The sequence below is a fragment of the Pseudomonas sp. FP2196 genome (genome assembly GCF_030687715.1).
Lineage (GTDB): Bacteria > Pseudomonadota > Gammaproteobacteria > Pseudomonadales > Pseudomonadaceae > Aquipseudomonas.
In genome coordinates this window covers 1,539,063-1,565,133 of record NZ_CP117445.1, presented here as the reverse complement: position 1 = coordinate 1,565,133, position 26,071 = coordinate 1,539,063, and the positions used below count along the sequence as shown (strand labels likewise).

General features: G+C 59.2%; 27 protein-coding genes and 1 tRNA gene. 12 read left to right on the top strand and 16 right to left on the bottom strand.

Going from position 1 to position 26,071, the window contains the following annotated elements:
- Window positions 1–921, bottom strand: a complete 921-nt coding sequence (locus PSH79_RS07040) for a LysR substrate-binding domain-containing protein (RefSeq protein ID WP_305441895.1) — start codon at window positions 919–921, stop codon at window positions 1–3.
- 212 nt (window positions 922–1,133) lie between these two features.
- On the opposite strand from PSH79_RS07040, the gene PSH79_RS07035 reads away from it, so the two are divergent.
- Entirely contained in the window at window positions 1,134–1,325 is a 192-nt protein-coding gene (locus PSH79_RS07035; RefSeq protein ID WP_187680173.1) for a DUF1508 domain-containing protein, read from the top strand.
- A 213-nt stretch (window positions 1,326–1,538) separates the two neighbouring features.
- Here the strand turns inward: PSH79_RS07035 and PSH79_RS07030 are convergent.
- The 5 genes from PSH79_RS07030 to dapA form a co-directional block, all read right to left on the bottom strand.
- A tRNA-Ser gene (locus PSH79_RS07030) sits at window positions 1,539–1,628 on the bottom strand.
- 84 nt (window positions 1,629–1,712) lie between these two features.
- Entirely contained in the window at window positions 1,713–2,426 is a 714-nt protein-coding gene (gene purC / locus PSH79_RS07025; protein WP_305441894.1) for a phosphoribosylaminoimidazolesuccinocarboxamide synthase, read from the bottom strand.
- Window positions 2,427–2,454: 28 nt separating this feature from the next.
- The gene (locus PSH79_RS07020; protein WP_187680170.1) at window positions 2,455–3,216 is read right to left on the bottom strand and encodes an MBL fold metallo-hydrolase; all 762 of its coding nucleotides are present in this window, start codon (window positions 3,214–3,216) and stop codon (window positions 2,455–2,457) included.
- A gap of 4 nt (window positions 3,217–3,220) precedes the next feature.
- A complete protein-coding gene (gene bamC, locus PSH79_RS07015) occupies window positions 3,221–4,336 on the bottom strand; it encodes an outer membrane protein assembly factor BamC (RefSeq protein WP_305441892.1) in 1,116 nt (371 codons plus the stop codon).
- Window positions 4,337–4,353: 17 nt separating this feature from the next.
- Entirely contained in the window at window positions 4,354–5,232 is an 879-nt protein-coding gene (dapA, locus tag PSH79_RS07010; RefSeq protein ID WP_187680168.1) for a 4-hydroxy-tetrahydrodipicolinate synthase, read from the bottom strand.
- A gap of 337 nt (window positions 5,233–5,569) precedes the next feature.
- Here dapA and PSH79_RS07005 point away from each other — a divergent pair, with 337 nt between their 5' ends.
- Both PSH79_RS07005 and PSH79_RS07000 read left to right on the top strand, forming a co-directional pair.
- Window positions 5,570–6,130 carry a glycine cleavage system protein R gene (locus PSH79_RS07005; protein ID WP_095187707.1) on the top strand — a complete coding sequence of 187 codons (561 nt, stop codon included), beginning with the start codon at window positions 5,570–5,572 and terminating at the stop codon, window positions 6,128–6,130.
- A 10-nt stretch (window positions 6,131–6,140) separates the two neighbouring features.
- Window positions 6,141–6,614 carry a peroxiredoxin gene (locus PSH79_RS07000; protein ID WP_305441891.1) on the top strand — a complete coding sequence of 158 codons (474 nt, stop codon included), beginning with the start codon at window positions 6,141–6,143 and terminating at the stop codon, window positions 6,612–6,614.
- Between the two features lie 70 nt (window positions 6,615–6,684).
- On the opposite strand, the gene PSH79_RS06995 is transcribed toward PSH79_RS07000, so the two are convergent.
- Window positions 6,685–7,755 (bottom strand): AI-2E family transporter, encoded by a 1,071-nt coding sequence (locus PSH79_RS06995; RefSeq protein WP_305441890.1) that lies wholly within the window; start codon window positions 7,753–7,755, stop codon window positions 6,685–6,687.
- 32 nt (window positions 7,756–7,787) lie between these two features.
- Window positions 7,788–8,027 carry a sulfurtransferase TusA family protein gene (locus PSH79_RS06990; protein WP_305441889.1) on the bottom strand — a complete coding sequence of 80 codons (240 nt, stop codon included), beginning with the start codon at window positions 8,025–8,027 and terminating at the stop codon, window positions 7,788–7,790.
- Window positions 8,028–8,125: 98 nt separating this feature from the next.
- Between PSH79_RS06990 and PSH79_RS06985 the strand changes: the two genes are divergently transcribed.
- Window positions 8,126–9,559, top strand: a complete 1,434-nt coding sequence (locus tag PSH79_RS06985; protein ID WP_305441888.1) for a M48 family metalloprotease — start codon at window positions 8,126–8,128, stop codon at window positions 9,557–9,559.
- 79 nt (window positions 9,560–9,638) lie between these two features.
- On the opposite strand, the gene PSH79_RS06980 is transcribed toward PSH79_RS06985, so the two are convergent.
- The 4 genes from PSH79_RS06980 to rpoE all read right to left on the bottom strand — a co-directional run bounded on the left by PSH79_RS06980 (window position 9,639) and on the right by rpoE (window position 13,450).
- Complete coding sequence (locus tag PSH79_RS06980) at window positions 9,639–11,069, bottom strand: DegQ family serine endoprotease (RefSeq protein WP_305441886.1); 1,431 nt, start codon at window positions 11,067–11,069, stop codon at window positions 9,639–9,641.
- Window positions 11,070–11,276: 207 nt separating this feature from the next.
- Window positions 11,277–12,242 (bottom strand): MucB/RseB C-terminal domain-containing protein, encoded by a 966-nt coding sequence (locus PSH79_RS06975; RefSeq protein ID WP_305441884.1) that lies wholly within the window; start codon window positions 12,240–12,242, stop codon window positions 11,277–11,279.
- Between the two features lie 8 nt (window positions 12,243–12,250).
- A complete protein-coding gene (locus PSH79_RS06970) occupies window positions 12,251–12,838 on the bottom strand; it encodes a sigma-E factor negative regulatory protein (protein ID WP_305441883.1) in 588 nt (195 codons plus the stop codon).
- Window positions 12,839–12,868: 30 nt separating this feature from the next.
- Window positions 12,869–13,450 carry an RNA polymerase sigma factor RpoE gene (gene rpoE / locus PSH79_RS06965; protein ID WP_003172477.1) on the bottom strand — a complete coding sequence of 194 codons (582 nt, stop codon included), beginning with the start codon at window positions 13,448–13,450 and terminating at the stop codon, window positions 12,869–12,871.
- Window positions 13,451–14,007: 557 nt separating this feature from the next.
- Between rpoE and nadB the strand changes: the two genes are divergently transcribed.
- Window positions 14,008–15,624, top strand: a complete 1,617-nt coding sequence (gene nadB, locus PSH79_RS06960; RefSeq protein WP_305441882.1) for an L-aspartate oxidase — start codon at window positions 14,008–14,010, stop codon at window positions 15,622–15,624.
- Here nadB and PSH79_RS06955 read toward each other — a convergent pair.
- Together PSH79_RS06955 and PSH79_RS06950 are read right to left on the bottom strand one after the other, a co-directional pair.
- Window positions 15,593–16,045 (bottom strand): protein YgfX, encoded by a 453-nt coding sequence (locus PSH79_RS06955; protein ID WP_305441881.1) that lies wholly within the window; start codon window positions 16,043–16,045, stop codon window positions 15,593–15,595. The two genes, nadB and PSH79_RS06955, sit on opposite strands and share 32 nt — an antisense overlap.
- Window positions 16,029–16,283: a succinate dehydrogenase assembly factor 2 gene (locus tag PSH79_RS06950; RefSeq protein ID WP_201148613.1), complete on the bottom strand. Its 255-nt coding sequence runs from the start codon at window positions 16,281–16,283 to the stop codon at window positions 16,029–16,031. The genes PSH79_RS06955 and PSH79_RS06950 overlap by 17 nt, the downstream gene beginning before the upstream one ends.
- A gap of 150 nt (window positions 16,284–16,433) precedes the next feature.
- On the opposite strand from PSH79_RS06950, the gene PSH79_RS06945 reads away from it, so the two are divergent.
- Together PSH79_RS06945 and PSH79_RS06940 are read left to right on the top strand one after the other, a co-directional pair.
- The gene (locus PSH79_RS06945; protein ID WP_305441880.1) at window positions 16,434–17,375 is read left to right on the top strand and encodes a folate-binding protein YgfZ; all 942 of its coding nucleotides are present in this window, start codon (window positions 16,434–16,436) and stop codon (window positions 17,373–17,375) included.
- 35 nt (window positions 17,376–17,410) lie between these two features.
- Window positions 17,411–18,232: an HDOD domain-containing protein gene (locus tag PSH79_RS06940; protein WP_305441879.1), complete on the top strand. Its 822-nt coding sequence runs from the start codon at window positions 17,411–17,413 to the stop codon at window positions 18,230–18,232.
- 151 nt (window positions 18,233–18,383) lie between these two features.
- Here the strand turns inward: PSH79_RS06940 and PSH79_RS06935 are convergent, their stop codons facing one another.
- Together PSH79_RS06935 and PSH79_RS06930 are read right to left on the bottom strand one after the other, a co-directional pair.
- Complete coding sequence (locus PSH79_RS06935) at window positions 18,384–19,769, bottom strand: sensor histidine kinase (protein WP_187680156.1); 1,386 nt, start codon at window positions 19,767–19,769, stop codon at window positions 18,384–18,386.
- Window positions 19,762–20,433, bottom strand: coding sequence for a response regulator (locus PSH79_RS06930; protein WP_187680155.1), 672 nt, complete (start codon window positions 20,431–20,433; stop codon window positions 19,762–19,764). The genes PSH79_RS06935 and PSH79_RS06930 overlap by 8 nt, the downstream gene beginning before the upstream one ends.
- Before the next feature lie 237 nt (window positions 20,434–20,670).
- Between PSH79_RS06930 and PSH79_RS06925 the strand changes: the two genes are divergently transcribed.
- From PSH79_RS06925 to PSH79_RS06905, 5 genes are read left to right on the top strand one after another with little or no spacing between them, the layout of a single operon-like run.
- Window positions 20,671–21,963 (top strand): OprD family porin, encoded by a 1,293-nt coding sequence (locus PSH79_RS06925; protein WP_305441878.1) that lies wholly within the window; start codon window positions 20,671–20,673, stop codon window positions 21,961–21,963.
- Window positions 21,964–22,016: 53 nt separating this feature from the next.
- The gene (locus PSH79_RS06920; RefSeq protein ID WP_187680154.1) at window positions 22,017–22,994 is read left to right on the top strand and encodes a tripartite tricarboxylate transporter substrate binding protein; all 978 of its coding nucleotides are present in this window, start codon (window positions 22,017–22,019) and stop codon (window positions 22,992–22,994) included.
- 59 nt (window positions 22,995–23,053) lie between these two features.
- Complete coding sequence (locus PSH79_RS06915; RefSeq protein ID WP_305441877.1) at window positions 23,054–23,512, top strand: tripartite tricarboxylate transporter TctB family protein; 459 nt, start codon at window positions 23,054–23,056, stop codon at window positions 23,510–23,512.
- A 1-nt stretch (window position 23,513) separates the two neighbouring features.
- Window positions 23,514–25,028 carry a tripartite tricarboxylate transporter permease gene (locus PSH79_RS06910; protein ID WP_305441875.1) on the top strand — a complete coding sequence of 505 codons (1,515 nt, stop codon included), beginning with the start codon at window positions 23,514–23,516 and terminating at the stop codon, window positions 25,026–25,028.
- On the top strand, window positions 25,021–26,055 hold the full coding sequence (locus tag PSH79_RS06905) for an AbrB family transcriptional regulator (RefSeq protein WP_305441874.1): 1,035 nt from the start codon (window positions 25,021–25,023) through the stop codon (window positions 26,053–26,055). Before PSH79_RS06910 ends, PSH79_RS06905 begins: the two co-directional genes overlap by 8 nt.
- The last annotated feature ends 16 nt before the right edge of the window (window positions 26,056–26,071 follow it).

Sequence of the window (26,071 nt, the reverse complement as noted above, 5' to 3'; positions counted from 1 at the left end):
TCAGGGCGGTGTGATCGGCCGCTCGCTCATGAACGCTTCAAGCCGTGAACGTAACCAGCGCTCGGCCGGGTCGCTGTCGACGTGGCTGAGCCAGACCATCGACAGGTCCAGCGTCGGCGTCTTGAATGGGAACGGCTCCTTGAACAGCAATCCGGAGGTAGCCATGGCTGCGGCCGTGTAATCCGGCAGGCTGGCGATCAGGTCCGTGCCGGCCAACAGCGCCGGCAATGCGCTGTATTGCGGCACCGACAGCACGACCTGGCGGGTACGTCCTAGCTCTGCCAGCCACTCATCGGCGAAACCGCTGACGTTGGCCGTGTGGGACACCAGCACGTGCGGGCGCGCGCAATATTCATCAAGGGTCAGCGGTGTCGGCGAAGCGTCGGCACGCAGGATGCTTGGCTGGATATGCCGCAGCAGTTTGCGCTTGGCATTGGCCGGCAGACCGCGGGTCTGGCTGATACCGACGGTGATGTCGCCGGCGGCCAGCAGATCGGGAATCCGCCAGTAGTCGACGTGTTGCACCACAAACACCACATTCGGCGCCTCCTGGCGCAGCGCACGCAACAGCGGCGGCAACAGGCCGAACTCGACGTCATCGGACAGACCGATGCGGAACGTCATGGTGCTCACCGCCGGATCGAAATCGCGGGTCAGGCTCAGCGCCACTGACAGCGAATCCAGCGCAGGCTTGAGGTGGCGAAAGATATCTTCGGCGCGGGCCGTCGGCTCCATGCGGTGGCCGACTCGGATAAACAACGGATCGTTGAGCATCGTGCGTAAACGGTTGAGCGCCGAACTGATGGTTGGCTGGCCGAGAAACAGCTTCTCTGCCGCCCGGGTCACGTTGCGTTCGAGCATCAACGTCTCGAACACCACCATCAGGTTGATATCGGCCTTGCGTAGTTCATTGCGGTTCATCCATTGCCCCCATCCCCAGACTGCCCGCAGTGTAGAAAGTCTACTGGGCTGCCGTCCATCAACATGCGCAGCAGGTGAGATTTAGAGGAGCACAGAAACATCCGCGAACGATTGGAAACAAATGTCCGATAGCCAAAATAACCGCCTGCGCTAGGCTTGCGTCGATGCGCCACACAGGTTGTCGCACGAACAAATCGCATGGAGCGAACTGAATGTATTTCGAGATTTACAGGCAATCCAGAGGCACCCCAAGCACCGGCAAAGGCCAATGGCGCTGGAGGCTGCGCGCAGGCAATCACGAAACCATCGCCAGCGGCGAGTCGTACGTGAACAAGGCGGATTGTTTGCACGTGATCGAGTTGATCAAGGGTGCTACGGGGGAGACGCCGGTTAGGGAGATTTGACTGAGACAGATAAAACCCGCAAATGAAAAAGCCCCGTGGATCTTCATCCACGGGGCTTTTCTGTATTGGATTGATGACGCAGTTAAGGCTGTTTCACCAAGACCCAAGAAGTGGACGATCAAAAACCGAAAAATAGCGGTTGGCCGACTTTGCTATTCGCCCAAATACGAAAAAGCCCCGTAACTTCTCAGCTACAGGGCTTTTTCTATGTAATGGCGGAGAGATAGGGATTCGAACCCTAGGTACCGGTGAAGGTACAACGGATTTCGAATCCGTCCCATTCGGCCACTCTGGCATCTCTCCAACGGCGCGCATCATAACAACACTTTTGCCGAAAGCGAACCCCCTTTCGCAAATTTTTTCCGTGCTATCAGATGCTTGCGTCGATTAAAGCGGTACGCCCAGACGATTGGCGACTTCTTCGTAAGCTTCGATAACGTCACCGAGGCCTTGGCGGAAGCGGTCTTTGTCCATCTTCTTCTTGGTGTCCTTGTCCCACAGACGGCAGCCGTCCGGGCTGAATTCGTCACCCAGGACGATGGAGCCGTCGCTGAACACGCCGAATTCAAGCTTGAAGTCGACCAGCAGCAGGCCGGCGTCATCGAACAGCTTGGTCAACACTTCGTTGACCTTGAGCGACAGTTCCTTCATGCGAGCCAGTTGCTCGGCGGTGCCCCAGCCGAATGCCACAACGTGGGATTCGTTGATGAACGGGTCGCCCTTGGCGTCGTCCTTCAGGAACAACTCGAAGGTGTACGGGTTGAGCTTCATGCCTTCTTCGACGCCCAGGCGTTTTACCAGGCTGCCGGCGGCGTAGTTACGCACGACGCACTCGACCGGGATCATGTCGAGCTTCTTCACCAGGCACTCGTTGTCGCCCAGAAGCTTGTCGAATTGGGTCGGAATGCCGGCCGCTTCGAGTTTCTGCATGATGAAGGCGTTGAACTTGTTGTTCACCATGCCTTTGCGGTCGAGCTGCTCGATGCGCTTGCCGTCGAACGCCGAGGTGTCGTTGCGAAACAGCAGGATCAAGCGGTCAGCGTCGTCGGTCTTGTAAACCGATTTGGCTTTGCCGCGGTAGAGTTCTTCACGTTTTTCCATGATGGGCTCCGCTTGCTAAGTAGGTGGGCTAGGCGATGTGGCGCCAGTCGAGCCCTGAATCTTGATCGGCCAGTTGCAGCCAGTCCGGGTCGCACCCGAGGGTGTCGACAAAACATTGCCGGGCCAGCTGCGGCATGTTGTTCTTGCTGCTCAGATGGGCCAGGACCAGGTGTTGGAGACCCTGCCAGCCCAACTCGGACACCAGGAATGCCGCCTGATGGTTGTTCAAATGTCCCAGCTCGCCGCCCACCCGCTGCTTGAGAAAGTACGGGTAGTGACCACGGGCCAGCATGTCACGACAATGGTTGGATTCGATCATCAACGCATCGAGATCCCGGTAACCGTCCAGCACCCGCTCGCAGTAGGAACCCAGGTCGGTCAGCAGGCCGAAGCGCCGCTGTTCGTTGTCACTGAATACATACTGGGTCGGCTCCTGCGCATCATGGGCCACGGCAATGACCCCGATGTTCAGTGCACCGATCTGCAGTTGCTCGCCGCCAGCCAGAAAGCCTGCGGGTTCAATCGGTTTGCGCATCCCGCGCAGTGTGCCGCGACTGAGGTAGACCGGCAGATTGTAGCGCCGAGACAGCAAACCCACGCCATGCACGTGGTCGGCATGTTCGTGGGTTACGAGTATCGCGCTCAGTTGCGCCGGGTTCACACCCAGACGCAACAAGCGTTTTTCGGTTTCCCGCAGGGAAAAACCACAATCCACCAGCACATACGTATCAGCACTGGCGATCAGCGTGCCGTTCCCTTGGCTACCGCTGCCGAGAACGGCAAAACGCATTGGATCAGCCCAGGTTGTCCTGAATGACGCTCAACACTTTGCGCGCCACTTCAGCCGGCGCGACGGTGTTGATGTTTTTCTCGACGGTCACCTGAATGTTCTCGCCAACCTTGCTCAGGCGAACCTGATAACGCTCGGCACGGGCTTCAACTTCTTCCTTGCTCGGCGCACTGCCGAACAGGCTGCTGAAGAAACCAGGCTTGTCGTCTTTCTTCTCGGCTTTTTCGGCCAGGTTGATGTAGTACAGGCCCAGACTGCGGTTGATGTCTTCAACGCGCCATTCGCCCTGCTCCAGCGCACGGCCGACGCTCGACCAGGCGCGATCCAGATCGGTACCGACGTTCAACACCGGGTTACCGCTGCCGTCTTCGCTGAGGCTGACACGGCTCGGGGTATCGAAATCACGCGAAGCCAGCATCGACACCGAACCGCCCTTCTCGGCGATACGGCTCATGCTCGCGAGCATATCGTCGACCAACGCTGCGTCCAGGCCAGTGTTGACCGAACGATTGGTAAAGGCCACGTCGGCAGTGCTGCCGGCAGGCCGCTCGGCGCTGACCACGTAAATTTCACTGGTATTGCGCTGCACGCCCGGCTCGATACGCACGCGAACGCGGGTTTCGCTGTCGCTGGCGATACCGGCCGCGCTCAGGCGCTTGGCCATGGCGGCGGACAGTTCGTCGGAATGCTGCCAGGTGGTGGTGAACTCGCCAGTTTGCGGACGCTGCTCATCCAGACGGAAACCGTTGTCCTGGAAAAACTGCACAGCCACTGGCCAGACTTCGGCCGGTGGGTGCTGAGCCATTACCCAACGAGAATCGCCACTCTTCTGCAGCGAGTAGTCGGTGGCATCGGCGATCGCCGACAGCGGTTGAGGACGTGGAACCACGTACTCGCCCTTGGCGGTATCGTCAGCAACGTTGCGCGGGATCGGCAGCAGCGGATCCAGACGCTTGGAGGTGCTGACATCCGGTGGCAGTTGCATCGGTGCAGTCTGTTGCGCTTCCAGGTAATCGCTACCACGGTCACGGAAATAACCTTCCGGGCCCCAGACCCATCCGCAGCCACTGGTGCTGGAGATAATCAAGGCAAGTGCGGAAAGTCCGGCCATTCGCTTCATGCGTTGTACTTCCTCAATTAAACCAGGACGCTGCACTGGCGCAGGGCCGAGCGAAGCGTTTCATGACAAGGTGCGCTCAGCCAGGTCAGCGGCAGGCGGATGCCTTCGTGCATCAGGCCCATTTCAACCAAAGCCCATTTCACCGGAATCGGGTTGGCTTCGATGAACAGGTCCTTGTGCAGCGGCATCAGTTTTTCGTTGATCGCCCGTGCGGTGTCGGCGTCGCCCTTGAGCGCGGCCTCGCACAGATCAGCCATTTCGCGCGGAGCGACGTTGGCGGTAACAGAGATATTGCCTTTGCCGCCCAGCAGGATCAGCTCGACCGCGGTCGGATCATCGCCGGACAGCACGATGAAGTCTTTGCTCACGCCGTCGATAATCGCTTTGGCACGCTTCAGGTCGCCAGTGGCTTCCTTGATGCCGATGATGTTCGGCACGGTGGATAGCCGAATCACAGTCTCGGCCTGCATGTCGCAAGAGGTGCGGCCAGGAACGTTGTAGAGAATCTGTGGGATATCGACCGCTTCGGCGATGTGTTTGAAGTGCTGGTACAGGCCTTCCTGAGTCGGCTTGTTGTAATACGGAACCACCAGCAGGCAGGCATCGGCACCGGCTTCTTTGGCATTGCGGGTCAATTCGACGGCTTCGCGGGTCGAGTTGGCGCCAGTGCCGGCGATGACCGGAATGCGCCCGGCAACCTGTTTGACCACGGCTTTGATGACGGCGATATGTTCTTCTACATCAAGGGTTGCCGACTCGCCGGTGGTGCCGACCGCGACAATGGCATGGGTGCCGTTCTTGAGATGGAAGTCCACGAGTTTGCTGAGGCTGTCCCAGTCAAGACGCCCTTGTGCATCCATGGGAGTGACCAGTGCCACCATACTGCCCGCAATCATGAAACCGCTCCTGCCGGAAAAAGAGAGCGGTAATGGTACTGGCGCCAAGATGCTTGCACAAGCAAAGTACTGCGCAGCCGCCATTCCCCTTGGCGTCGCTTTTCGCTACCCTTCAGACTTTGATCGGTACTGATCAGCTTGTATGCCGGGTTCCAGCCCTCCTTTTCGGCCTCCCAGACCCCGTTCCTGCGTCGCATCGACGCGCTCCCGCTTCTGTGGAGCGAGCCTCGAGCGCTTGTCGGGGTTCTCTGAACGGGCAGCCTGAATGGGCAGAGGCCCTCCCCCGGCGACCAACGCCCGTCAACCTACCGACCGCTCATCGCTTTAGGAATGCTGCATGTCCACCCCCACAGTTCGCGAACAATTCCTTGTTATCAGTGCCCTCGGCGCCAACCCCATGGAGCTGACTAACGTCCTGTGCCGCGCCAGCCATGAAAATCGCTGCGCCGTGGTTACTTCCCGCCTGACCCGCCACGGCGAGTGCAGTGCGCTGATCCTCGAGATCTCTGGCAGTTGGGACGCCCTCGCGCGTCTGGAAGGCAGCCTGTCGGGTCTCGCCAAGAAGCACGCCTTCACCGTCAATGTGGTGCGCAGCGCGCCGTTGGAAAATCGTCCGCAGGCGTTGCCTTACGTGGCTTACGTCAGCTCGGCGTATCGCCCGGACATCATCAATGAGCTGTGCCAGTTCTTCATGGATCATAACGTCGAGCTGGAAAACCTGACCTGCGACACCTATCAGGCACCACAGACCGGCGGCACCATGCTCAACGCCACGTTCACCGTGACCCTGCCGGCAGGCACCCAGATCAGTTGGCTACGTGATCAGTTCCTGGATTTCGCCGACGCGATGAACCTCGACGCCCTGATCGAGCCGTGGCGCCCACAAAACCCAATGTAAGGAAGCTTTCATGGCCGTTGTCATCGACCAACCGGTTGCGGATTTCGAAGCACCTGCCACCAGCGGGCAAACCGTCAGCCTGTCAGCCCTGAAGGGCAAGCAAGTGGTGATTTACTTCTATCCGAAGGACAGCACCCCCGGATGCACCACCGAAGGCCAGGGCTTTCGTGATCAGTACGCGGCGTTCAAGGCTGCCAACACTGAAATCTTCGGCATCTCGCGCGACAGCCTGAAGTCCCACGAGAACTTCAAGTGCAAGCAGGAGTTTCCGTTCGAGCTGATCAGCGACAAGGACGAAGCGGTCTGCCAACTGTTCGACGTGATCAAGCTGAAGAAGCTGTACGGCAAGGAATACCTGGGTGTTGATCGCAGCACTTTCCTGATCGACAAGGACGGTGTGCTGCGTCACGAATGGCGCGGTGTGAAAGTGCCGGGGCATGTGGATGCAGTGCTGGCTGCGGCTCAGGCTCTGTACAAAGCCTAAGATCAAAAGATCGCAGCTTTCGGCAGTTCCTGCATTTGGAATACGTTTCTGTAGGAGCTGCCGAAGGCCGTTAAAGAAGTGGCGCTACCGCCGGTTCCTTGCGCGGCCACGCGTCCAGCACAGCCTTGAATAGCGTCGCCAGGGGAATCGCAAAGAACACGCCCCAGAACCCCCACAGCCCGCCAAATAACAGCACCGCGCAGATAATTGCCACAGGGTGCAGGTTGACCGCCTCGGAAAACAGCAGCGGCACCAGCACGTTGCCGTCCAGCGTCTGGATGATCCCGTAGACCGCCATCAGATAGATGAACTGGTCGCTCCAACCCCACTGGAACAGCGCAATCAGCAGCACTGGCACCGTCACTACGACCGCGCCGACATATGGCACCACCACCGAAACACCGACCAGCAACGCCAGCAGCGCTGCATAGTTGAGGCCTAGTGCGACGAAGGCGATGTAGGTCACGCCGCCGCAAATCACGATCTCGATGACCTTACCGCGAATGTAGTTGGCGATCTGCCGGTTCATTTCCTGCGCTACCCGCGTGATCAGCGCCCGTTCACGCGGTAAATAGCCACGCACCCACTCGCCGATCATTGCCCGATCCTTGAGGAAGAAGAACACCAGGATCGGCACCAACACCAGATAGATCATGATATTGACCAACAATGGCAGACTCGACAGCGAAAAGGTCAGTGCCCATTGGCCGAACTTGCCGATCTCGCCGCGCGCGGCCTCGATTGCCTGCAACACCTGCTCGTCAGAGACCAGATGCGGATAGCGCTCCGGCAGCAGCAACAGCAGCGACTGCCATTTTGCGAGCATGCCCGGCAGTTCGTTGAACAGCGTGATCAGCTGATGCCAGAGCAGCGGCAACACCACGACGATAAAGAGCATCAGCACGCCCATGAACAGCGCGAACACTAGCCCCACCGCCACACCACCCGGCACGCGCAGACGCTCAAGCGTGACCACCAGCCCCTGCATCAGGTACGCCAGCACCATCCCGGCCAACACAGGGGCCAGCATGCCGCCGAGGGTCAGCACTGCAGTAAAAGCCAGCACCAGCAGTACGGCCAGCACCACGGCTTCTTCGTCGGAGAAGTAGCGCTGAATCCAGTCGCGTAACACTTTGAACATCAATAATCCTTAGGTCTTTTACGCTGTCGGTTTCAGGCTTTTTTCAACCAGTAACGGTAGACGCCCGCGTCGTCTTCTTCGCGCAGCAGCGTATGACCGGCCAACTTGGCAAAGGTGCGGAAGTCGCGCTGCGAGCCTGCATCCGTGGCGATCACCTTGAGCACGTCGCCGCTTTGAAGCTTGTTGAGCTCCATTTTTGCCTTGAGTAACGGCAACGGACAGTTAAGACCACTGGCGTCCAGTTCTACCTCATGGGCTACAGCGTCAGTCATTGCGTCACTCCGGTTCAAGTCATCGAGCTGCCTAGAATATCTGGTCGCAGGCTTGGTGTCCGGCTACAGTAAGGTCTTTGTCTTCTAAGGCTTTGTGCATGACTTTTCTGCGCCCTACCCTGCTGACGCTCGCTTGCCTGCTCGCCTCACCGGGCTTTGCCGACGATCTGCCGTCACTCGGCGACGCCAGTTCTGCCATTGTCTCGCCGCAACAGGAATACCAGCTCGGCCGGGCGTGGCTGGCCATGTTGCGCAGCCAGGTTTCACAGCTCAACGATCCGCAACTCAAGGACTACGTCGAATCCAGCGTTTACAAGCTGGTGGAAACCAGTCAGGTCACTGACCGACGCCTCGAATTCATTCTGATCAACAGCCCGCAGCTCAACGCTTTCGCGGCACCGGGCGGCGTGGTCGGGGTCAATGGTGGTCTGTTTCTGAATGCGCAGACCGAGGGCGAATACGCGTCGGTACTGGCACACGAACTGGCGCACTTGTCGCAACGCCACTTTGCCCGCGGGGTCGAAGCTTCGCAGCGCATGCAAGTCCCGATGATGGCAGCCCTGCTGGCCGGGATCGTGATTGCTGCAGCCGGTGGCGGTGACGCCGGCATCGCGACCATTGCTGGCACTCAGGCCGCAGCGATTCAGGCGCAACGGACCTTCTCCCGCCAGAACGAACAGGAAGCCGACCGTATCGGCATCCTCAATCTGGAAAAAGCCGGGTACGACCCGCGCTCGATGCCAACCATGTTCGAACGGTTGATGCGCCAGTACCGCTTCGACGCCAAGCCACCGGAATTCCTCCTGACTCACCCGGTCACGGAATCGCGTATCGCCGACACTCGCAACCGCGCCGAACAGGCCAAATCGGGCGGCATCGAAGACACCAAGCGCTATCAACTGATTCGCGCACGCGTGCAACTGATCTACGAAGAAACTCCCGGGCTGGGCGCCAAGCGCTTTCGTGCACAGCTGGACGAGAATCCGAAAAACGATGTCGCGCGCTATGGTCTGGCCATCGCGCAGATCAAGGGCGGTCAGTTGAATGAAGCGCGAGAGAACCTCAAACAACTGTTGGTCAGCGCGCCGAACGAGATCATCTACAACCTCGCCCAGGTTGATCTGGACATCACCAACAATCGCCTGCCTGATGCGCAGTCGCGGGTTGACCGGATGCTCACGCAATATCCCGGCAACTATCCGCTGAATCAGGTTCGGGTCGATCTTCTGCTCAAGCAGAACCGTGCCGCTGATGCCGAGAAGGCACTGGAAAGCCTGCTCAAATCACGTCCGGATGATCCGGACGTCTGGTATCAGGTTGCCGAAACCCGTGGCCTGTCGGGCAACATCATTGGCCTGCACCAGGCGCGCGCCGAATATTTTGCCCTGGTTGGCGATTATCGTCAGGCGATCCAGCAACTCGACTTTGCCAAGCGCAAGGCCGGTAGCAACTTCCCGCTCTCCTCGCGGATTGACGCCCGCCAGCGCGAGTTGATGGAGCAGGAGCGCATGGTCAAGGACATGATGGGCTGAGCATCTATGTTCGCGACATAAAAACTCCAGACATAAAAAAGCCGCCTCTTCCGAGGCGGCTTCTTTTTATCACTGGCTTTTATTCGGCCAGTTTGAAGGTGATGAAACTCGCACGACCTTGACGCAGAACCCGCATCGACACCGAACGGTTCTTCGGCAGTGCCTTGGCGATCTCGGCGAACTCCTTGGAGGAACCGATGGCCTGGTTGTTCAGGTGGGTGATGACATCACCCGGCTGCAGACCGATCAGGGCCGCAGGACCGTCCTGCACTTCCTTGATGACCACGCCACCTTTAAGGTCGTAGGCTTTCTTTTGCTCGGCGGTCAGCTCGCCCACCGAAACACCGAGACGGTTGCTGTTGGTTTCGGCACCGGACTTCGGCAACGCACCCAGCTCTTTGTCTTCGTCCGGAATCGCGCCAACAGTCAACTCGACGTTTTTGCGTTTGCCTTCACGAATCACTTCCAGATTGGCTTTCGCACCGGCCTTCAGTGCGCCGACCAGATGTGGCAGATCAGCAGACATAACGATCGGCTGGCCGTTCATGCTCAGGATCACGTCGCCGACTTGCAGGCCGCCCTTGGCCGCAGGACCGTCGTCCTGGATCTGAGCAACCAGCGCACCGGCCGGTTTCTCAAGACCGAACGACTCGGCCAGATCCTTGTTCACTTCCTGAATAACCACGCCCAGCCAGCCACGGCTGACTTTGCCGCCACTCTTCAGCTGGTTGGAAACATCCATCGCCACATCGATAGGAATAGCGAACGACACGCCCATGAAGCCACCGGAACGGGTGTAGATCTGCGAGTTGATCCCGACCACCTCCCCATTCAGGTTGAACAGCGGGCCGCCGGAGTTGCCCGGGTTGATCGGCACGTCGGTCTGGATGAACGGCACATAGTTTTCGTTCGGCAGGCTACGGCCAACGGCGCTGACGATGCCTTGGGTCACGGTGTGGTCAAAGCCGAAAGGCGAACCGATTGCCACCACCCATTGGCCGGCCTTCAGATCCTGGGATTTGCCGAGTTTGAGCACCGGCAGATCCTTGCCTTCGATTTTCAGCAGGGCCACGTCGGAACGCGGGTCAGTACCAATCAGTTTGGCTTTCATTTCGCTGCGATCAGCCAGCCGAACGAGGATTTCGTCGGCATCGGCAATCACATGGTTGTTGGTCAGAATGTAGCCATCGGAAGAAATGATGAAGCCCGAACCCAGTGATTGCGCTTCACGCTGGCGACCACCGCCCGGCGAACGCTGTTGAGGCGGCATGCCGCGCTCGAAGAACTCGCGCAGCATAGGCGGCAGGCCTTCGAGATCAGGCATCTGCTGGTTCACTTTGCGATCAGGCAGTTTCTGCGTGGTACTGATGTTCACCACGGCAGGCGAAGCTTGTTCGACCAGTTGGGTGAAATCCGGCAGATCGGCCGCTTGGGCGGCAGGAACAGCCTGACCGAGCAGCAGCACAGTAGCGAAGATGGAGAGATAAGATTTCAAGCTAGGTATCGACATACAGCTCCCGTTACGACGAGCAGGTTTAAGCGATATGGAACAAGGGACACCGGAAACCACAGGCGGGCCGTTTTATTCCAGGAACAACAAACAAGGCCAGAGCCGTGAGGCTCTGACCTATAAAAAACTTTCAGGTGATTTGCAAATGAAAATGCTCAGCAAACATTTCTACGTCTCGACGACGAAGTGGGTATGACTGAAATCAGCTCACTGCTTGCTGGTTGCAGCGCCATCGGTGTTGCGCATCGACAGAGCAATTCGTTCGGCAGTACCAATCGGAATCTCACCGACCACCGTGACCATCATTTCGCCATCAGGCGTCGTGAGTCGACGTGAAACAGCGACGGTCGGACCCAATTGCGTCCGCGTGTCGGTAACGGTCGCGCCGTTCAAAGGCTCAAGGAATACCGAAAAGCGCGCGAGACCGTCGTCATAAAGCAGGCTGTTGACCTGAATTTTGGTTTCCGGGTCTTTGTGCGAGGTGCTGCTGGTCAGCTCGAAACCTGGCGGTAGCCAGTCAGAGTGCCAAGTCTGAGCCGTCTTCACCGCAGAAGCCTTGTCACTATCGATAGTAATCGGCTTGCAGTCGGCATCAGCCAATAAATCTTTGTCCGACGGAACATCATCCGTATCAAGACTGGTGAACTGGAATCGTTCGAGCAACTGCCCTTTGTCGTTCAACAGCAGCGACTTCAGCGGCAGACCGGTCTTCTTGTCCAGATGCAACTCAAAACCGTAACGATGCTGGTCCCGAGGCGTCAGCGATACGATCACTGCGTCTCTTCCAGCTACGCGCGACTTGCCGATGACAGCAAGGTCATACCAGTTTTTCAGCTTTTGCGGATCGAGAGGACGAGCGGCAGAGCTGGGAGAATCTCCCAACCCGGCAATCAGGGTGCCGCTTACGCATTGAGTATGTCCATCAATGCGCACGACTTCCTGTGCCGAACCGTCGAGCTGGAGTAAACGCTCGCGGACCTGGCCATTCTGGACGCGATGCCAGATGTTGTGGGTAGAAAAACTACCATTACGCTCGTAAACGAAAGTACCGTGGAAGCTTTGCTGCTGCTCGGCCTGGCCCAGACGGGTCAACCAGTCCTGGGCCTCGTCAGCGTGGGCTGGAACAATGAACCAGCCACTCAGCAGAAGCGAAAGTAGAGGTATGGCGCGCATGATCCTCCTTAACGGTTTTCCAAGCTTGCTGCACGTGCATATGGCAGCGCGCTTTCAGTACCCTTCAGCGCAGCCTGTTGAGCGTGCTGACGCAGATAGCCTGGCAGACGCTGATCATGCCAGCCTGGTTGACCTTGCAGTACGCCGTTGGCCATAGGGCCAGTGGCTTCCGAACTCTCACTATAGCCTGCCAGAACAGCCGGACCTTTGACCTGTGGAGTGGCCAGGGTTGGCTGGTTGGATTGCTGCGCCAGTTCGACGCCAGCAATCTCGTCCTGGTTGTACAGGCGCACACCGGCCAGAACGGCAACCGTGACCGAGGCTGCAACAGCCAGACGGCCAAGGTTTCGCCACGGGCTACGGGATACTTTGGCCGGAGCCGATTCGTCTTCCAGCGCAGCAGACACTGCCGCAGCGATATCCAGACGTGGCAGCAGCAAATCCTTGTGCATGGCTGCCCGAGCGATCTGGTAACGAGCCCAGGTCTCACGGGTTTCTACGTCGTCCAGTGCATTGATCACTCGACGCAATTCCAGTTCGTCCGCTTCGTTATCCATCACTGCGGACAGCGATTCCTGCAGGGCTTCACGACTCATGGCGTTCCTCTCTTGGCTGTCGCCGCTGTCTCAGTTTTCCTGCAACAACGGTTGCAGGGCTTTATCGATGGCCTCCCGAGCGCGGAAAATCCGGGAGCGCACGGTACCCACCGGACATTGCATGACGCTCGCAATGTCCTCGTAACTCAGACCATCGAATTCACGTAAAGTTAAAGCCGTACGCAAATCCTCTGGCAGTTGCTGAATGGTTCGATGGACGGTGCCTTCGATCTCATCCCGCAGCAATGCCCGTTCTGGTGACTCGAGGTCCTTGAGGCCGTGATCGCCGTCGTAGAACTCTGCATCTTCGGAACTTACATCGCTATCCGGCGGCCGACGGCCGCGTGAAACCAGATAATTCTTTGCCGTGTTAATGGCAATACGGTACAGCCACGTATAAAACGCACTGTCACCGCGAAAGTTTCCAAGTGCTCGATACGCCTTGATAAAGGCTTCCTGAGCCACGTCCTGGGCTTCATGGGTGTCGTGCACAAAACGCACGATCAACCCGAGAATTTTGTGCTGATATTTCAGCACCAGCAGATCGAAAGCTCGCTTGTCGCCACGCTGAACGCGCTCGACCAGCTGCTGATCCTCTTCCTGGGTTAGCATGAACACTCCTCGATAAGCCCGGAGGAGACTTGCACAACTAAACGACCAGACTTGCAAACATAGACTCGGGCTTTTCGCAAAAGTTCTCCCCCTCCAAGCAAGTTTCCTGCGGGCTCTGATTTGGCACGCACGAAAAACGCAGCGCGGGATAAACCGGCTGCGCGAATAATCTTGTCATCGGTCTCGCCGGCAGAAACCCAATCGCAGGTTCCGCACTGAAGCCGACACTGTCCCTTGTACCTGGCACCGACTATTGATCTTGAGCCTTTGGCAAAAGTTCCAATTATTTATAGCCGGCCCCACCCGACATTGAGCAACACGGGGAGGAAAAAACCTGTTTCAGCGCCGATACAGTCGCCTTTTCCCAAAACCTGCGGAAAATTCTTCCGACGAAGCGCACGGATTCCCCATCCCAGTAGTTTCACAATGCCATATAGGCCCGGCTATTGTGCCGCCCCACCCCTCTATATACTAGTGGGCTGTGTGGCTGTCTTGACTCGCCGATCCAGCTGTCTTGCGCCAACCCCGACCCGGGTCGCTTTGAGCGGAATCCTGAAATGAGCCAACAGTTCCAACACGATGTTCTGGTCATTGGCAGCGGTGCTGCCGGTTTGAGTCTCGCGCTGACCCTGCCAGGTCACTTGCGCATTGCCGTTTTGAGTAAGGGCGATCTCGCCAATGGTTCGACGTTCTGGGCTCAGGGCGGCGTCGCTGCCGTGCTGGACGATACCGACACTGTCGAATCCCACGTTAATGACACCCTGAACGCCGGCGGCGGTCTGTGCCATGAAGACGCCGTTCGCTTCACCGTCGAGCACAGCCGTGAAGCCATCCAGTGGCTGATCGACCAAGGCGTTCCGTTCACCCGTGATGAACAATCCGGCACTGAAGACGGCGGCTTCGAATTTCACCTGACCCGCGAAGGCGGCCACAGTCATCGCCGAATCATTCATGCCGCCGATGCTACCGGCGCCGCGATCTTCAAAACCCTGCTGGCCCAAGCGAAAGAGCGTTCAAACATCGAATTGTTGGAACAGCGAGTAGCCGTTGATCTGATTACCGAGCGACGTCTGGGCCTGGACGGCGAGCGCTGCCTCGGTGCCTACGTGCTGAACCGCGCCACCGGCGAAGTCGATACCTACGGCGCACGCTTCGTGATTCTGGCCTCGGGTGGCGCGGCCAAGGTCTACCTCTATACCAGTAACCCCGACGGCGCTTGTGGTGATGGCATCGCCATGGCCTGGCGCTCGGGCTGCCGGGTGGCGAATCTGGAGTTCAACCAGTTCCATCCCACCTGCCTGTATCACCCACAGGCCAAAAGCTTCCTCATCACCGAAGCCCTGCGTGGCGAAGGCGCGCATTTGAAGCTGCCGAATGGCGAACGCTTCATGTATCGCTTCGACAAGCGCGCCGAACTGGCACCACGCGACATCGTTGCCCGAGCCATCGACCATGAAATGAAGCGTCTGGGCGTCGATTGCGTTTATCTCGACATCAGCCACAAACCCGAGGCCTTCATTAAAAGTCACTTCCCGACTGTTTATGAGCGCTGCCTCGGTTTCGGCATCGACATCACTCAACAACCGATCCCGGTCGTACCCGCAGCCCATTACACCTGTGGTGGCGTGATGGTCGACCAAAACGGCCGCACCGATGTGCCAGGCTTGTACGCCATTGGCGAAACCAGTTTCACCGGCCTGCACGGCGCCAACCGCATGGCCAGCAACTCGTTGCTGGAATGTTTCGTCTACGCCCGCTCGGCGGCGGCGGACATTCTGGCGCAACTGGATGATGTGACAACGCCGAACGCCCTGCCCGTCTGGGACGCCAGCCAGGTGACCGACTCCGACGAAGACGTGATCATTGCGCACAACTGGGATGAACTGCGCCGGTTCATGTGGGACTACGTTGGCATCGTGCGCACCAACAAGCGCCTGCAACGGGCCCAGCACCGCGTGCGCCTGTTGCTGGACGAGATCGACGAGTTCTACAGCAACTATAAAGTCAGTCGCGACCTGATCGAGCTGCGCAATCTCGCCCAGGTCGCCGAGCTAATGATTTGCTCAGCCATGGAGCGCAAGGAAAGTCGCGGCCTGCATTACACCCTCGACTATCCGGACCTGCTGCCCGAGGCACTCGACACTATTCTGGTGCCGCCCACCTACGCCGGCTGAACTTGAGCCGCACACGCAGGCGTCGGTGCAAATCCGCCGCTTGCGAGTCGCGTGGTACGCAGATCGATCTGACCCGCCATTCCCCGCGCAAACGAAAGCGCAGCACCACGATCAATGGCAGCGCCAGGCTGTCCGGTCGTAGTTGCACCGCCCGCCAGCCATCCGCCCGACTCCACAACTGCCAACCATCGGCATCTCGACGCAAGCCACGAAATGCTTTGGGATGACTCAATAGAATCTGCCGTGGGATCACGTAAAAACCGTGAAGCAGGCAAGCGAAAGCCCCTGTCAGACTGGCCCAGAGTGGAATTGAAAGCAGAAACAAAGAGCCCAGCGCGAACGACTGGGCCAACAGATACGCCGCCAGCAGCTGCCGTGAGGCATGCCAGCGGCATTCGAACGTATTACTTGGGCTGGACACGATCCAGAATCATGCGAACCATGCGCTGCAGCTCGGGATCTTCGGATTCGCTGCGCTCCATGAACCAGCCGAACATGTCTTGATCCTCGCACTCCAGCAGGCGCACGTACAAATCGCGATCCACCTGATTCAGGCCTGCATAAACCTCTTTCACGAACGGCACCAGCAACACGTCAAGTTCAAGCATGCCGCGACGGCTGTGCCAAAAGAGGCGATTGAGTTCAACTTGTTCGACCATGGAGCCCTCCTCAAATTTGGCGGCAAGTATACAGGCCAGACGCGGCTCGCACAGTCGGCTTTGGTCGGGCACCACCGATCCTTTATCAACTACCCATTTCAACAACGCGCCCTTATGATGTGCCCCAGTCTATTTACCCTGCGATGACCCATGGCCGATTCTGCTTTTTTCTGCACCCTGTCTCATGAAGGCGTTCTCGCGGTTCGCGGCGCGGATGCCGGAAAATTCCTGCAAGGCCAGCTGACCTGCAATATCAATTATCTGAGCGACACCCAGGCCAGCCTCGGCGCGCGCTGCACGCAGAAAGGCCGGATGCAGTCGAGTTTCCGCATTCTGCTGGAAAGTGACGGCGTGCTGCTGGCGATGGCCAGCGAGCTGCTGGAGCCACAATTGGCGGATCTGAAAAAGTACGCCGTGTTCTCCAAATCCAAACTTACCGACGAAAGCGCCGCCTGGGTGCGCTTCGGTCTGGCGCATGGTGATGCAAGCCTGGCCAGTCTCGGCCTGGATCTGCCGGCCGAAACCGACAGTGTTGTACGCAACGAAGGTCTGATCGCGATTCGCGTCTCGCCGGATCGCGCCGAACTCTGGGTGCCGGCCGATCAAGCCGAAACCATCAAAGGCACGTTGTCCGCAGCCCTGCCTGAAGGTGAGTTGAATCAATGGCTGCTGGGGCAGATCCGCGCCGGTATCGGCCAGGTCATGCCAAGCACCCGCGAGCTGTTCATCCCGCAGATGCTCAATCTGCAGGCCGTGGGCGGCGTGAGCTTCAAGAAAGGCTGCTACACCGGCCAGGAAATCGTCGCGCGCATGCAGTACCTGGGCAAACTCAAGCGCCGTCTGTATCGCTTGAGCCTGGAGGCAGGGGAATTGCCGGAGCCGGGCACCCAGTTGTTCGCGCCGAGCCACAACAGTTCCATCGGCGAAGTCGTACTGGCCGCCAACGCCGGGCAAAATATTGAACTGCTGGCGGTGTTGCAGGCCGAAGCTGCCGAAGCGGGCGATCTGCATCTGGGCACCCTTGAAGGGCCCTCGCTGCATTTGCTCGATTTGCCCTACGAACTGGATCGCGACCGCGAAATCCAGCGCTGATCGCAGCCTTTGTTGCAACACCCTAGAGAGTCTAAATGAGCGAACTGGCGGATAAGGTCCAACAGGATTTGGTTGAGGCCATCGATAACGATGACCTGGTTCTGCCCACGTTGCCGGAGGTGGCCCTGCAAATTCGCAAGGCCGCTGAAGATCCGGAAATCAGCGTCAGCGACCTGAGCAAAGTGATCGGCCGCGACACGGCGCTTTCAGCGCGCCTGATCAAAGTGGTCAACAGCCCCCTGCTGCGTGCAGCCCAGGAAGTCACCGACCTGCACACCGCCATCACCCGCCTGGGCATCAATTACAGCAGCAATCTGGCGATCGGCCTGGTGATGGAACAGATTTTCCACGCCCGTTCCGAAGTGGTGGAACAGAAAATGCGCGAAGTCTGGCGCAAGAGCCTGGAAATCGCCGGGGTCAGTTATGCGTTGTGCCGCCGCTACACACAGCTCAAGCCTGATCAGGCGGCATTGGGCGGGCTGGTGCATCAGATCGGCGTGCTGCCGATTCTGACCTACGCCGAAGACCACTACGAACTACTGTCCGATCCGGTCAGCCTCAACCATGTGATCGACCATATTCATCCGCTGCTGGGCGACAAACTGTTGCGGGTCTGGGAGTTTCCGGAGCGGTTGGTGGAGTTGCCGGGGCGCTATCAGGACTTCAAACGCGACTCGAAAGAGATCGATTACGTCGATCTGGTGCAGGTAGCGAGTCTGTATTGCCACAAGGACACCGATCATCCATTCGGGCGCATTGACCCGCTCAGTGTGCCCGCGTTCAGAAAGCTTGGAATCGATCCGGAAAACAAGGCGCTGTGCGAAGATCTGGAAGAATCGCGGACGATGTTTTACTGATCGCTGTGGCGAGGAGATTTATCCCCGATGGGTCGCGGAGCGACCCCAAAACATGCAATCCGATTTTTACCGACAGACCGTGCTTTCCGAACTGCGACTGCTACACAGCCGATCGGGGATAAATCCTCTCGCCACAAAGGCGCTCGCCGATTTAGCCAGCGATAAAACTCACCCGCACCTTCAACCCCGCCTGCTCACCATCATGCAAGCTGATCTGCGCCAGATGCGCCCGGCAAATCTCGCCAACAATCGCCAACCCCAACCCTGAACCCGCCACCTGCTGATTACGCCGGTAGAACCGCTCAAACACCCGCTCACGCTCCTCCAGCGGAATCCCCGGCCCGTCGTCTTCAACTTCAAGCACCGCTGGCGCCGTCACACGCAAAATCACATTGCCGCCTGGCGGCGTATGCGCCAGCGCGTTATCCACCAGATTGCTCAGTAACTCATTGAGCAGCGTCGGCTCACCCCGCAGCCACACCGGCTCATCCGCCTCAAGCGCCAGCGCCACGCCGCGTTTGTGCGCCAGCGGCGCCATGGCCATGCCCAGTTCCCGCGCCAATTGGCTCAGATCGAGCAACTGTGCGCCGCCCTCCGCAATAGCCCGGGCGCCGTTTTCAACCCGCGCCAGCGACAGCAACTGATTGGCCAAATGGGTCAGGCGATCCGTGCTTTGCGCTGACGATTCCAGGGTTGTGCGCCAGGTTTCAGGTTCATTCGAGCGCAGGCCCAATTCCAGCCGCGCCTTCAACGCTGCCAATGGCGTACGCAACTCATGCGCCGCATCGGCGATGAACTGCGCTTGCCGCTCGAACTGGCCACGCAGGCGCTCGGTGAAATGGTTAAGCCCACGCACCAGCGGCCAAAGTTCATGCTGCACTTCCACCAACGGCAAGGGCCGCAAGTCGTCGGGCTGGCGTTCCTCCACTGCCGTGCGCAAACGCTCCAGCGGTCGCAACGCCGCGCTGACCGCGAACCACACCAACAGCAACGCGCCAATCGCCAGCATGCCCAAACGCAATAAGGTGTCGGCGGCCAGACTGCGGGCCATGCTGACCCGGGCTTCATCAGTTTCGGCGACACGGATTTCCGCCATGCCGTTCATGTTCGGCTCGGTTACCGCTTTAAGCAGACTGACCACCCGAACATTCTGGCCCTTGTAGGTGGCGTTGTAGAAACGCGCCAGCGCCGGATAGTCGTCAGTTCTTGGCGTGCCGGACGGCGGCCCGGGGAGGTTTTCGTAGCCGGAAATCAGCTTCTGATGGATGTCGTTGACCTGATAATAAATCCGCCCGGCACTGTCGTAAGCGAACGTATCGAGTGCCACGTAAGGCACGTCGGCACTGAGGGTGCCATCTCGTTGCGACAGGCCGGCGGCGATGGTTCGCGCCGAGGCCAGCAAGGTGCGGTCATACGCGGTATCGGCCGCTTCGCGACCATTCCAGTAAGCACTCAAGCCACTGGCGAGCATCAGCACCACCAGCAGCAGCGCAAGGTTCCACAGCAACCGCCAGCGCAGGCTGCTGGGCTTATGCATCGCGGCTTTCCAGCAGATAGCCGAGGCCACGGAAGGTCACGATCGCCACCGGGTGACCGTCGAGTTTCTTGCGCAAACGGTGCACGTAGATTTCGATCGCGTCGGGGCTGGCCTCTTCGTCGAGGCCGAACACTTGCGATGCCAATTGCTCCTTGCTCATCACCCGCCCCGGCCGGGCGATCAGCGCTTCGAGCACAGCTTGCTCACGAGAGGTCAAGGTCAGCAATTCCTCACCGAGGGTGAAGCGCCGGGTGTCGAGGTCATAGGCCAGCACGCCGCAGCGCTGTTGGCGTTCGCCGCCGAGCACACTACGGCGCAACAGGGCTTTGACCCGCGCTTCCAGTTCAGTCAGCTCGAAAGGCTTGGCCAGATAATCGTCGGCGCCGAGATTGAGGCCATGCACCCGATCTTTCACGTCACTGCGCGCGGTCAGCATCAGCACCGGCAAGTTTTTTCCGCGCGCACGCAACCGCGCCAGTACTTCAAAACCATCCATGCGCGGCAGGCCGACATCAAGGATCGCCACGGCGTATTCCTCACTGCCAAGCGCCAGGTCGGCGGCCACGCCATCGTGCAACACATCCACGGTCAGACCGGTGCTCTTGAGCGCCTGGGCGACACTTTCGGCCAGTTGCAGATGGTCTTCGACAAGCAGCACACGCATGGATTCTTACCTCGTTCAGGGATGGCCGACGCCACTCTTTGCCGCGGAGTTTACAGCCGCAACCGCCGCTGTGAAGCCTGAAAACCGTGAAAGTCAGTTGAAAGGTTAGCGAAAGGTTAGCTGGTTAGAGTCGATCCACGGACAGTTCCGACTGCCGTCGCTGCTGCCACACAGCGTTACGAAAAACGCCACGAAGCGTTTTCGACCAATAAGAACAATAAACGGAGCACCCCGCGCATGCCGTCCTTGCAGACCAAGGCTACAACGCCTGTTCGACCTTCCCGCTTCAGCCACGCTACCCTCGTCAGTGCCGCCGCCCTCGCCGGTTTTTCGCAGCTGAGTTTTGCCGACTTTATTGAAGACAGCAGCGCAACCTTCGAAACCCGCAACATGTATTTCAACCGCGACTTTCGCGATGGCACCAGTGCCCAGCAATCCAAGCGCGATGAATGGGCCCAGGGCTTCATGCTCAATCTGCAATCGGGTTACACCGACGGCACCGTGGGGTTCGGTGTCGATGCGTTGGGCATGCTCGGCGTGAAACTCGATTCAAGTCCCGATCGCACCGGCACCGGCCTGCTGCCGACCCACGACGACGGTCGCGCAGCGGATGAATATTCGAAAGTCGGCCTGACCGGCAAAGTGAAAATCTCCGCCACGGAACTGAAAATCGGCAGCCTGATTCCCGAACTGCCAATCCTTAAGCCCAACGACGGACGCATCCTGCCGCAGACCTTTGAAGGCGGACTGTTGACCTCCAAAGAAATCAAAAACCTGACCTTCACCGGCGGCCGCCTGGAGAAAGCCAAGGATCGCGACAGCACCGATTTCGAGGACATTGCCCTCAACAACAAGAACAGCCGTTTTGCCGGCACCGCTGCCGGCAAGCATTTCGATTTTGGCGGCGTGGAGTACAAGTTCACCGACAAGATCACCGGCAGTTATCACTTCGCCCAACTCGACGAAGTCTACAACCAACACTTCTTCGGACTGGTCGCCTCGCGGCCGATGGGCCCGGGCACTTTGGCCACCGACCTGCGTTTCGCCGTCAGTGACGATCAGGGCGCGGCCCGTGGCGGCGAGATCGACAACCGCTCGCTCAACGGTCTGGTCAGCTATGCCTTGAGCGGCCACAAGTTCAGCGCCGGTTATCAGCACATGTCCGGCGACAGCGCCTTTCCGTATGTCGATGGCAGCGACCCGTATCTGGTCAACTTCGTGCAGATCAACGACTTTGCCGGCGCCGAAGAACGTTCGTGGCAAGCACGCTACGACTTCGACTTCGCCAAGCTCGGCATCCCTGGCCTGAGCTTCATGAGCCGCTACTTGAGCGGTGACAACATCAAGCTCAAGAACGGCGAAGAAGGCAAAGAGTGGGAGCGCAACACCGAGATCAAATATGTAGTACAAAGCGGCGCTTTGAAGGACGTCGCCGTGCGCCTGCGTAATGCCACCTACCGCTCCAATTACTCCGCTCGCGATGCAGACGAAGTGCGTTTGCTGGTGAGCTACAGCGTTGCTCTTTGGTAAATACCCGTTGCTGAAAAACACGTCGAATAACAACAATGCCCGTGGAGACTTGAATGAACCTATCACTGCGTAAAGTGGCACTCGCTGCCAGTTGTGTCCTGTTCGCCGGCCAACTCATGGCCGAACCGAAACGTCCTGAATGCATCGCCCCGGCCTCGCCGGGCGGCGGTTTCGACCTGACCTGCAAACTGGCGCAGAGCGCGCTGGTCAACGAAAAACTGCTGAGCAAACCGATGCGCGTCACCTACATGCCCGGCGGCGTCGGCGCGGTGGCGTACAACGCCGTGGTCGCACAACGCCCGGCGGATGCCGGCACGTTGGTGGCGTGGTCCAGCGGTTCGTTGCTGAACCTGGCCCAGGGCAAGTTCGGGCGTTTCGATGAAACCAATGTGCGCTGGCTCGCAGCGGTCGGCACCAGCTACGGCGCCATCGCGGTGAAAAGCGATTCGCCCTACAAGACCCTCGACGATCTCGTTCAGGCATTGAAGAAAGATCCAGGCTCTGTGGTGATCGGTTCCGGCGGCACAGTCGGCAGCCAGGACTGGATGCAGACCGCGCTGATCGCCAAGGCTGCCGGGATCAACCCGCGTGACCTGCGTTACGTCGCCCTCGAAGGTGGCGGCGAGATCGCCACCGCCCTGCTCGGCGGTCACATCCAGGTCGGCAGCACCGACATCTCCGACTCCATGCCGCACATTCAGAGCGGTGATATGCGCTTGTTGGCGGTGTTCTCCGAGAAGCGTCTAGACGAGCCGGAAATGAAGGGCATTCCGACCGCCAAGGAGCAAGGCTACGACATCGTCTGGCCGGTGGTGCGCGGCTTCTACCTCGGGCCAAAAGTCAGCGATGAAGACTACGCCTGGTGGAAAGACGCGTTCGACAAACTGCTGGCCTCCGAAGAGTTCGCCAAGCTGCGCGATCAGCGTGAACTGTTCCCGTTCGCCATGACTGGCCCGGAACTGGACACCTACGTGAAGAAGCAGGTCGCGGACTACAAAGTGCTGGCCAAAGAGTTCGGCCTGATCCAGTGATCGTCTCTGTCTAGCGGCCGCCGCCCCCAGTTCGCGGGGCGGCGGCACAGGAGTTTCCCATGCTCTTACAACGCATTTTTGCTTCAGTGCTGTTGCTGGTTTGCGCTGGCCTGGCCCTGATGGCGTGGCCGTATCAAGCGGCTTTTTCCTACGAACCGGTCGGCCCGCGCGCCTTTCCCCTGCTGATGCTCGGCCTGATGGGCGCGGCGCTGCTGTACATGGTGTTCCGCCCGGCCCCTATCAAACACAGTGAAGACGAGCCACCACTGGATCGCGAAACCCTGACCAAGATCGGCATTTGCGTCGTCCTGCTGCTGGTGTTCGCGGGCACGTTCGAACCGCTTGGCTTCATCGTCGCCAGCATCGTCACCGGTATTCCGATGGCGCGCCTGTATGGTGGCCGCTGGCTCCCCAGCGTTGTCATCATCAGCCTGATGGCCGTCGGTCTTTACCTGCTGTTCGACCGTTTGATGGACGTTCCGCTGCCCCTCGGCCTGCTCGACGTTCTGGAGAACTGATATGGATACTCTTGGCTATTTGGGTCAGGGTTTCGGCGTCGCGCTGAGCCCCTACAACCTGGTAACTGCACTGTGCGGCACCCTGATCGGCACTGTCGTTGGTCTGTTGCCGGGTCTCGGCCCGATCAACGGCGTGGCGTTGCTGATTCCGATCGCATTTGCCCTCGGCCTGCCGCCGGAGTCGGCGCTGATCCTGTTGGCAGCGGTGTATCTGGGCTGCGAATACGGCGGTCGGATCAGTTCGATCCTGCTGAACATTCCGGGCGAAGCGTCCACCGTGATGACCACCCTCGACGGCTACCCGATGGCCCGCAAAGGCCTGGCCGGCGTAGCGTTGTCGCTGTCGGCGTGGAGTTCGTTCATCGGCGCTTTTATCGCCACTTGCGGCATGGTGCTGTTCGCCCCGCTCCTGGCGAAATGGGCGATTGCCTTTGGTCCGGCGGAATACTTCGTGTTGATGGTCTTCGCGATTGTCTGTCTCGGCGGCATGGCCGGTGACCGCCCGCTGAAAACCTTTATCGCCGCGCTGATCGGCCTGTTCCTGTCGACCGTCGGCATTGACGCCAACAGTGGCGTGTACCGCTTCACCGGCGACAACATCCATCTGACCGACGGCATCCAATTCGTCGTGCTGGTACTCGGCCTGTTTTCCATCAGCGAAATCCTTCTGCTGCTGGAGAAAACCCACCACGGCCAGGAAGCCGTGAAGGCCACCGGCCGCATGATGTTCAACTTCAAAGAAGCGGCCTCGGTATTCACGGTGAACCTGCGGTGCGGTGTACTGGGCTTCATCATGGGCGTGCTACCGGGTGCTGGCGCTACCCTCGCCAGCGCCGTGGCGTACATGACCGAGAAGCGCATTGCCGGTAACAGCGGCACATTCGGCCAGGGCGACAAGCGTGGTCTTGCGGCTCCGGAAACCGCCATTGGCGGTGCGGCGTGCGGCGCTCTGGTACCGATGCTGACTCTCGGTGTTCCAGGTTCAGGCACCACCGCAGTGATGATCGGCGCACTGTCGCTGTACAACATCACCCCGGGTCCGCTGCTGTTCCAGCAACAACCGGACATCGTCTGGGGCCTGATCGCGTCGCTGTTTATCGCCAACGTGATGCTGGTGATCCTCAATATCCCGATGATCCGCATCTTCACCCGCATCCTCGCCGTGCCGAACTGGGCACTGGTGCCGGTGATAGCGATCATTACAGGGATCGGCGTCTACGCGGTGCACGCAACCACGTTTGACCTGTTCCTGATGATCGGTATAGGCATCTTCGGCTACATCCTGCGCAAGCTGGACTTCCCGTTGTCGCCGCTGCTGCTGGGCTTCATCCTCGGTGGTCTGATGGAGCAAAACCTGCGTCGTGCGCTGTCGATCTCTAACGGCGCGCTGGAAATTCTCTGGTCAAGTCCGATCACGGTCGGTTGCTGGGTATTGACGGTGGTCATGCTGACGATGCCGATCATCCGTATCTGGCGTAAACGCTCCGCTGCCCGGCGCGCCATCGCCGATGTCTGATTGGTCATCCCTCAGAAGCTGGTGGGGAACCCCGCTGGTCGGTCTGCTTGGCGGCTTTGTCGCCAGTCAGATCGGCTGGCCGCTGCCGTGGATGGTCGGCTCGTTGCTGGCGATCATCCTCGTGCGCTGCCTGACGCCGTGGCAATTAGCCGAAATCCCTGGCGGCCGCAAATGCGGCCAGTGGATTGTCGGGATCGGCATCGGCCTGCACTTCACCCCGGTAGTGATGGAGCAGGTGCTCAGTCATTTCGGTCTGATCTTCTTCGGCGCGCTGGTCACCAGCCTGTCGGCGGTGGTGGGCGTGTGGTTGATGCGCCGCACCGGTGAGGATCGCGCCACGGCGTTTTTCTCCAGCATGCCCGGTGGCTCCGGCGAGATGGTCAACCTCGGTGCGCGCAATGGCGCGCTGCTCAGCCATGTCGCGGCGGGGCAGAGTTTGCGGGTGTTGGTAGTGGTTTTGTGTGTGCCGGCGGCGTTCAAGTATCTGCTCGGCGACGGCACACCGATTTCTCATGCCGGTAGCGTCGATTGGCGTTGGCTGGCAATTTTGTTTCCGGCCGGTGCCTTGGCCGCATGGATCTGGGAGCGACTGCGCCAGCCCAATCCGTGGCTGTTCGGACCGTTGCTGGTGAGTGCGGCGGTGAGCATCGGTTGGGATCTGCACATCGGTTTGCCCAATGGCGGCAGTCAGATTGGCCAGTGGCTGATCGGCAGCGGTTTGGGCTGCCACTTCAACCGACAGTTCTTCCGGCGTGCGCCGTCGTTCATGGGCCGAACACTGATCGGCACGGCGCTGACCATGTTGATCGCCACACTGGCGGCATTGGGGTTGAGTGCGCTGACCCATCTGGATCTGCGCTCGCTGACCTTGGGCATGATGCCCGGCGGGATTGCCGAAATGAGCCTGACGGCGGAGACGCTGCAATTGTCGGTGCCGCTGGTGACGGCGATGCAGGTGATGCGGCTGCTGTTTGTGCTGTTTCTGGCGGAGCCTTTGTTCAAGTACTGGAATCGTAATCCCGAGTAACTCTTGTGGCGAGGGA